1 protein-coding gene is annotated in these 1,166 nt (G+C 70.5%); it reads left to right on the top strand.

The window, feature by feature from the left end; translation table 11 throughout:
* Positions 1 to 219 precede the first annotated feature (219 nt).
* Positions 220 to 1,032: a thioredoxin domain-containing protein gene (locus tag H5J33_RS35990; protein ID WP_181798848.1), complete on the top strand. Its 813-nt coding sequence runs from the start codon at positions 220 to 222 to the stop codon at positions 1,030 to 1,032.
* The last annotated feature ends 134 nt before the right edge of the window (positions 1,033 to 1,166 follow it).

The raw sequence follows: 1,166 nt of genomic DNA, 5'->3' as shown, positions 1-1,166 counted from the left end.
CCGGTCCGCGGGCCGCACCGCCCGGCACCGCGCGGCGCCGCCGCCCGGGACCGGCTCCTCACGCACTCCCTGGGACGGCGTGGACCGCCGTGCTCCCGCCCCGGCCGGACCGCCCTCGCCTGAGCCACGGCTCCCGCGCGGCGGACGGCACCCGAGCACGTCAGCCCCTCGATCCGTACCGCGTACGACATCGTGCGCGTCCCCAGGGAGATCACCACCATGAGCAAGCGGAACAGCCAGGCCGCGAAGACGGCGGCCCGGGAGCGGCTGCGCCAGGAGCGCGAGCGGCAGGCCAAGCGCGACAAGGCCAGGCGGCAGCTGATCGTGGCCGGCTCGGTCGTCGCCGTGCTGGCGGCGGCCGGCGGCATCGGCTACGCCGTCGTCCAGGCCAACAAGCCCGGTTACTGGGAGTCGGCGAAGGACGCCAAGCTGGTCAAGCCGGCAAACGCCGCCGGCAAGGACGGCACGACGGTCCTGATCGGCAAGAGCAGCGCCAAGAAGACGCTGGTGATGTACGAGGACCCGCGCTGCCCGGTCTGCGCCTCCTTCGAGCAGGTGGTCGGCCCGACCGTCAAGAAGGACCTGGACGCCGGCAAGTTCAAGATCCGGTTCGTCGGCGCCACCTTCCTCGACAAGGGCTTCGGCGGCGAGGGCTCGAAGAACGCGCTGAGCGCGCTGGGCGCCGCGCTGAACGTCGGCCCGGAGGCGTTCCTGGAGTACAAGTCCGCGCTGTACGCCAAGAAGTGGCACCCGGACGAGCGGGACGACAAGTTCAAGGACGACTCGTACCTGATCGAGATCGCCGACACGGTCCCCGCCCTGAAGGGCAACGCGAAGTTCCAGAAGGACGTCAAGGACGGCACCTTCGACCGGTGGGCGCTGGAGGAGGCCAAGGTCTTCGACAAGGACGGCGTCGACGCCACCCCGACCCTGAAGATGGACGGCAAGGCCCTGACGGACGCCGGCGGCAAGAACGCGCCGATGACCGTCGAGGAGTTCAACACCGCGCTGGAGGCGGCCCTCAAGGGCTGAGCCGACGACACGCCGAACCGCGGGCGAACTTTCGGAAGTTCGCCCGCCTTCGCGCGTACCGATCAGTAACCTGATCGGTCGTGACCAGTCGATACAGATCAGCCGGGGCCGCACAGGACCCCGGCCCGCTTCCG

The organism is Streptomyces sp. WELS2 (assembly GCF_013870595.1).
Taxonomy (GTDB): domain Bacteria; phylum Actinomycetota; class Actinomycetes; order Streptomycetales; family Streptomycetaceae; genus Streptomyces.
This window is presented reverse-complemented; position numbering and strand designations above follow the sequence as displayed.

Bases quoted from the DNA above. Each gene is read 5' to 3' on its own strand.
- H5J33_RS35990 (WP_181798848.1), top strand. From the start codon at position 220: ATGAGCAAGCGGAACAGCCAGGCCGCGAAGACGGCGGCCCGGGAGCGG.